The organism is Pseudomonas fluorescens (assembly GCF_902497625.1).
In the GTDB taxonomy this organism is placed as follows: Bacteria; Pseudomonadota; Gammaproteobacteria; order Pseudomonadales; family Pseudomonadaceae; genus Aquipseudomonas; species Aquipseudomonas fluorescens_BQ.
Genome location: NZ_CABVGX010000083.1, coordinates 1 through 6,800, shown reverse-complemented (window position 1 = coordinate 6,800; position 6,800 = coordinate 1). Strand labels below are relative to the sequence as shown.

Annotated in this window: 3 protein-coding genes and 1 pseudogene; 2 read left to right on the top strand and 2 right to left on the bottom strand. The window is 59.6% G+C overall.

Annotated elements, in window-relative coordinates; genetic code table 11:
• Positions 1 to 46: 46 nt before the first annotated feature.
• Complete coding sequence (gene hexR / locus F8N12_RS26980; RefSeq protein ID WP_028620399.1) at positions 47 to 913, bottom strand: transcriptional regulator HexR; 867 nt, start codon at positions 911 to 913, stop codon at positions 47 to 49.
• A 157-nt stretch (positions 914 to 1,070) separates the two neighbouring features.
• Entirely contained in the window at positions 1,071 to 3,935 is a 2,865-nt protein-coding gene (locus tag F8N12_RS26975; protein ID WP_150583098.1) for an EAL domain-containing protein, read from the bottom strand.
• A 258-nt stretch (positions 3,936 to 4,193) separates the two neighbouring features.
• Between F8N12_RS26975 and uvrD the strand changes: the two genes are divergently transcribed.
• Both uvrD and F8N12_RS28010 read left to right on the top strand, forming a co-directional pair.
• Positions 4,194 to 6,377: a DNA helicase II gene (gene uvrD / locus F8N12_RS26970; protein ID WP_150583097.1), complete on the top strand. Its 2,184-nt coding sequence runs from the start codon at positions 4,194 to 4,196 to the stop codon at positions 6,375 to 6,377.
• Positions 6,378 to 6,680: 303 nt separating this feature from the next.
• Positions 6,681 to 6,800, top strand: a pseudogene (locus tag F8N12_RS28010) (hypothetical protein); the annotation flags it as partial.

Here is a 6,800-nt window from a genome sequence, read left to right as displayed (position 1 = left end):
CCAACGGGGGCAAGCCCCCTCGCCACAGTAACTGTCTCGTCACACGTCAGTCGTCGAGGGCTTTCACCGACTTGGGCGACAAGCGCAAACTGCGCAGGCTGCGTTTCACGCTCTTGAGGTGATTGACCAGGCTCGGTCCGCGCGCCATCGCCACACCCATCGCCAACACGTCGATCACCACCAGGTGAGCAATGCGCGAGGTCAACGGCGTATAGATTTCAGTGTCTTCGTGCACATCAATCGCCAGATTTACGGTCGACAACTCTGCCAGCGGCGTCTGGCTTGGACACAGCGTGATCAGCGAGGCCCCGCTTTCACGTACCAGATTCGCGGTGATCAGCAGGTCCTTGGAGCGCCCGGACTGGGAGATACAGATCGCCACGTCGGTCGGTTTCAGTGTCACCGCCGACATCGCCTGCATGTGCGGATCGGAATACGCCGCAGCGGTCAGCAACAACCGGAAGAATTTGTGCTGCGCGTCTGCCGCCACTGCACCCGAGGCGCCAAAGCCATAAAACTCCACCCGTTGAGCCTGGGACATGAGCGTCACCGCTCGCTGCAACTCCACCGGATCGAGCCGCTCGCGTACCTCCATCAGGGTGTGCAGCGTGGTGTCGAAAATCTTCAGGCTGTAGTCGGCCACCGAATCGTCTTCATGGATCGCAAACTGACCGAAGCTCGCGCCTGCCGCCAGGCTTTGCGCCAGCTTCAGTTTGAGGTCCTGAAAACCGGAGCAACCGATAGCGCGACAAAAACGCACGATGGTCGGTTCGCTGATGCCCACGCTGTGAGCGAGGTCGGCCATGGAGCTGTGCATCACCGCCGCAGGATCAAGCAGCACGTGGTCGGCGACCTTGAGCTCCGACTTGCGTAACAGGTGGCGTGACTGGGCGATGTGTTGCAGCAGATTCAAGGGACGGACTCTTTGTTATTGGCAGGTGCCGGGGATGTAGCACGCTTGTAGTTATACTACATGAATCGGCATTTTGCCTGCTCAATACGTAACCAATCCCCAGAGCTGACGTGCCTGGGGCCTCATGTAGCGCAGAGCAACCGGTATCAGCAGCGCACTAGGTGTTTTGCTCTTGCAGCAAACTCGCCAAATCGTCCGCCTCGACCGGCCGACTCACCAGGTAGCCCTGGACCTCATCGCAGCGCTCGGCTTTCAAAAACTCAAGCTGCTCCGGCCTTTCCACCCCCTCGGCAACGACTTTCAGCGACAAGCCGTGAGCCATGGCAATGATCGCCCGGGTAATGGCCGCATCCTCACTGCCATCGCCCAACCCGCGAATGAACGCCTGATCGATCTTCACGTAATCCACCGGAATCCGCTTGAGATAACTGAGGGACGAATAGCCAGTGCCAAAGTCGTCGATTGCCAGCTTCACGCCCAGATTGCGCAATTGCTGGAACGTCGCAATGATGTGCTCGACGCTGTCCAGCAGCTGACTTTCCGTGAGTTCCAGTTCGAGGTATTGCGGGGCCAGCCCGGTTTCTTCCAGCACCTGACGCACCAGGCTGACCAGTTTGCCCTGCCGCAGTTGATGCACTGACAGATTCACCGACACGCGGATCGGCTCCAGTCCCTGGCGCTGCCATTCACAGGCTTGCCAGCACGCCTGACGCAGAACAAATTCGCCGATAGGGCCGATCAGCCCGGTTTCCTCCGCCAGCCCGATGAACTCGCCCGGCGGAACATTGCCCATCACCGGATGATCCCAGCGCACCAGCGCCTCCGCCGCGTTCAACCGACCCGTGGCGAGGCACAGTTTCGGTTGATAAAAAACTTTCAGCTGCTTCTCTTCGATGGCTTTGCGCAACTGGTTTTCCAGCTGCAGACGCTCCAGGGTGCTGGCTTGCAGGCTGTCGGTGTAGAACTGGAAATTGTTGCCGCCCAGGTGTTTGGCGTGTTGCATGGCGATGTTGGCCTGGCTGACCAGCGCGGAGATCTCCCGGGCATTGTCCGGCAACATGCTGATGCCCATGGACGCACTGACCACCAGCTCGTGGCCTTCGACAGTCACCGGCAGGCGCAGCTTGGTCGACAAGCGAGTCGCCACCCGCGCCAGACTCGACAGGTTGCCGTAGCTGTCGAACAGCACGGCAAACTCATCGCCGGACAGCCGCGCGATAGTGTCAGCCTCCGGCACCGCATTGATCAGGCGCCGGGCCAGCTTCTGCAACAGTTGATCGGCGATGTCATGGCCGAGGCTGTCGTTGAGCAATTTGAAGCGATCCAGGTTGATGTGTAGCAACGCCAGACTGCGCCCGCCCTGACGCATGCGCTGATGGGCCTCGTGCAACCGTTCGCGAAACAGCGAGCGATTGGCCAGGCCGGTCAGTTCGTCATAATGCGTCAGGTAACGCATACGCTCTTCGGACTCACGCCGTGCCGACAGATCGGCGAAAAAACCGACGATGTGGCTGACATTTCCCCGGGTGTCGCGAACCGCGTTCAGTTGCAGCCATTGCGGGTACAGCTCGCCATTCTTGCGCGTTTCAATCAACTCGCCTTGCCAGCTGCCATGTTGCTCCAGCGCCTGATGAATGGCTGCGTAATGCCGGCGCGCATCGCGACTGCAGGGCAACTCGACGACGTTGCGCCCCAGCATGTCTTCGATGTCGTAGCCTGTGACGCGACTGAACGCCTGGTTGATGGCAATCAGCGCGTAATCCGGATCGAAGATCACGATGCCTTCACTGGCGGCTTCGAACACAGTCGCCGCCAGTTGCCGTTGTTCCTCCAGCGCTTTGCTGACGCTGATATCGCGGCGCGTGCCGACCATTCGGATGACCCGGCCGTTTTCACTGCGCTCGACTGCTCGACCGCGATCCTCGATCCACACCCAGTGCCCATCGCCATGGCGCACGCGGTACTCGATCTGATAATCCTCGCTGCGTCCCTTCAAATGCTCGACCAGCGCGCGCTTGAGCGCCGGTACGTCATCGGGGTGCAGACGCGGTTTGAGATGGCGCAACATGGCTGTGACAAATTCCGGCGCCAGGCCGAACAATTCCTGAATCTGCGTGTGGTGGACTTCGTCGGTCTGCAGATTCCAGTCCCAAAGGCCCAGCTCACTGGCTTTCAACGCGAGCGCCAGGCGCGCTTCACTTTTGCTCAAGGCCTGAGTGGCCGCATCAAGTTCCAGGCTGCGCTGGGCGACGTGGTCCTGGAGGCCGACCTGGATATCGAGCAATTCCTCCTCTGCCCGGCGACGCTGGTCGATCTCTTTGGCCAGCGCCTGATTGAGCTGGTCGCTGCAGCCTTGTGCTTTACGCAAATGCTCAATCAGGGATTGATTCTGGAAACGTCGCAACAACTCACGGTCAATCAGTCGATTGACCTGCCAGGCCACCACGCTCAGCGATCCCAGCAAAATCAGACCAAACCAGCCCCAACCCTGCCCTTGTTGGTCACCGCCCCAAAACAGGTAGGCGACCGCCGGCAGCAGACAGGGCAATGTAAAAGACAGGAAGGCTGGCAAACTGACAGCATACGCCACGCTGGCCGACAGGGCCGCTGCGCCGATCAGGCCGAACACCCAGGCTTGTTGCATGAAATTGTCGACGGGCACCAGGGCGATACCGGCCCCCGCCAGCGTAAGGCCGGTCATGGCCGACCCCAGCAAGAACATACGCCGCCAGACCGGATGGGCCTGACGGTTGGGAATGGCCGAGTCGAACGCGGCAACCTGAATAACTCGCAGCGCCACCAGAGACAGCAACCAGACCAGCCAGACACTCAGCACGAAGTAGCGCTGCGGACTCCACAGCAGCCACGCACACACCAGACCGTTGATCAGCATGAACAGCGTCGGCAGCAGCGAGCCCTGATACAGCAAGCGCGTGCGCTCGACCGCCATCTCCATGGCGTACTGTTTGCGAATAACCCGGGGCTCCACAGTGGGGCCCGACAGGTCGAGGCTGACGGTCATAGGCGTAGTTCTTGTTCTTATAATGATGAGCATGAGCCCGAAACGTGGACGGAGCATACACAAGCCAATGGCCTTACCAAACAGCTCCCGCGCATATATTCGACGAAAGCCCTGGCCGCGTTTACCCGCCGAAAACCCTGCAGGCTAACCCCGCCAATGGCTGTGGCCGGTGACTGACCGGTCGTCCCGCACGTATCTTTCATCGGCTAAAGCAAAGCGATGTTTGCCCGGTATGCCGCGGCCCCCTAGAATGCTCCGATGCGCGATGATCTCTCCCTTCTGCTGAACTCCCTCAACGATGCCCAACGGCAGGCTGTAGCTGCCGCCGTGGGTCGTCAGTTGGTCCTGGCCGGTGCTGGTTCCGGTAAAACCCGAGTGCTGGTGCACCGTATCGCCTGGTTGATCCAGGTCGAGAACGCCTCGCCCCACTCGATCCTGTCGGTGACCTTCACCAACAAGGCTGCTGCCGAGATGCGTCATCGCATCGAGCAGCTGATGGGGATCAACCCGGCCGGCATGTGGGTCGGCACCTTTCACGGCCTGGCGAACCGCTTGCTGCGGGCGCACTGGCAGGAAGCCGGCCTGAGCCAGACTTTCCAGATTCTCGACAGCGACGATCAGCAAAGGCTGGTCAAGCGTGTGATCCGCGAACTGGGGCTGGATGAGCAACGCTGGCCGGTCCGTCAGGCGCAGTGGTTCATCAACGGGCAAAAGGATGAAGGCCTGCGACCGCAACATATCCAGGCCAGCGGCGATCTGTTCCTGTCGACCATGCGCAGCATCTATGAAGCCTATGAGGCTGCCTGTGCACGAGCGGGCGTCATCGATTTCTCCGAGCTGCTGCTGCGAGCCCTCGACCTGTGGCGTGACAATCCAGGCCTGCTGGCGCACTACCAAAAACGCTTCCGGCACATTCTGGTGGACGAGTTCCAGGACACCAACGCCGTGCAATATGCCTGGCTGCGCCTGCTGGCCAAAGGTGGCGACAGCCTGATGGTGGTCGGCGACGACGACCAGTCGATCTACGGCTGGCGCGGCGCGAAAATCGAAAACATCTATCAGTATTCCGATGATTTCCCGGATGCGGAAGTGATTCGTCTGGAGCAAAACTATCGCTCCACCGCCGGCATCCTCAAGGCTGCCAACGCCCTGATCGCCAACAATACCGGGCGTATGGGCAAAGAGCTGTGGACCGACGGCGGTGAAGGCGAAGCGATCAATCTCTATGCCGCGTTCAACGAACATGACGAAGCACGCTACGTTGTGGAAACCATCGAGAGCGCGCTGAAAACCGGCCTCGCCCGTAGCGATATCGCGATTTTGTACCGCTCCAACGCCCAATCCCGCGTTCTCGAAGAAGCATTGCTACGCGAGCGTATCCCGTATCGCATTTATGGCGGTCAACGCTTCTTCGAACGGGCAGAAATCAAGAATGCCATGGCCTATCTGCGCTTGCTCGAAGGTCGCGGCAACGATGCGGCGCTGGAGCGGGTGATCAACGTTCCGGCACGGGGCATCGGCGAGAAAACCGTCGAAGCGATTCGTGAACATGCGCGCCACAGCCATGTCTCCATGTGGGAAGCGATGCGTCAGCTGGTGGCCAACAAAGGTTTGACCGGCCGCGCAGCCGGGGCGCTCGGGGCATTTGTCGAACTGATCGAAAACCTCGCCGCCAAGTGCATGGAAATGCCTTTGCACTTGATGACTCAGACCGTCATCGAGCAGTCCGGTCTGATCGCTTATCATCAGGCTGAAAAAGGCGAGAAAGGCCAGGCCCGGGTGGAAAACCTTGAGGAACTGGTTAGCGCCGCGCGCAACTTCGAGAACGCTGAAGAAGAGGAAGACCTTACGCCGCTGGCGGCCTTCCTCGGTCATGCCTCGCTGGAGGCTGGAGACACTCAAGCCGAAGAGCATGAAGACAGCATTCAGTTGATGACCTTGCACAGTGCCAAAGGTCTGGAATTCCCTTACGTGTTCCTGGTGGGCATGGAAGAAGGCCTGTTTCCGCACAAGATGAGCCTGGAGGAACCCGGCCGCCTTGAAGAGGAACGTCGTCTCGCCTACGTCGGCATTACCCGGGCCATGCAAAATCTGGTGATGACTTACGCAGAGACCCGACGCCTGTATGGAAGCGAGACCTACAACAAGGTGTCGCGTTTCGTACGTGAGGTGCCAAAGGGTCTGATTCAGGAAGTGCGCCTGTCCAACAGCGTCAGCCGGCCGTTCGGTGGTGGCCAGCAGCAGAGCTCCAGCAGCCTGTTCGGCGGAAGCGAAATTCCGGATACCGGTTTCAGCCTCGGCCAGGCTGTGCGCCACTCGGTGTTTGGTGACGGTGTAATCCTCAACTTCGAGGGCGCCGGGGCTCAGGCTCGGGTGCAGGTGAATTTCAGCGAAGGCAGCAAGTGGCTGATGCTCGGTTACGCCAAGCTGGAAGCGATTTAGTACTGTCTGATCATTCCTGCGCTCTGCGTGGGAATGCATCCCGTGACGCTCCGCGTCAAAGTGGACGTAGAGCGTCCATGGGAACGATCTATATCTAATTCGGGAGCGATCCGACTACTACAGGATCACATTCCTACAGAACTTAACTACTTGTCCTACAGACCAACGTTAACAAGCCTTACAGCGTTGACTGAAGCTGTACTACGGCTGTCAGGCAAAAGCCCGAAACACTCTGCCGCTAGCCAGCAACACTTCAGCTGTGCAACATGGCGCGCGTGCCTTCCACAAATGGGAATTCCCTATATGAAACGTTTTCTTAGCATCGCCATGGCGTTGTGCATCGGCCTGACGATGAGCCTCGACGCCAACGCCAAGCGCTTTGGTGGCGGCAAGAGCTCCGGCGCTGCGCCGACTCACCAGACC

Coding starts and splice junctions, on each gene's coding strand:
- uvrD (WP_150583097.1), top strand. CDS start 4,194: ATGCGCGATGATCTCTCCCTTCTGCTGAACTCCCTCAACGATGCCCAA.
- F8N12_RS26975 (WP_150583098.1), bottom strand. CDS start 3,935: ATGACCGTCAGCCTCGACCTGTCGGGCCCCACTGTGGAGCCCCGGGTT.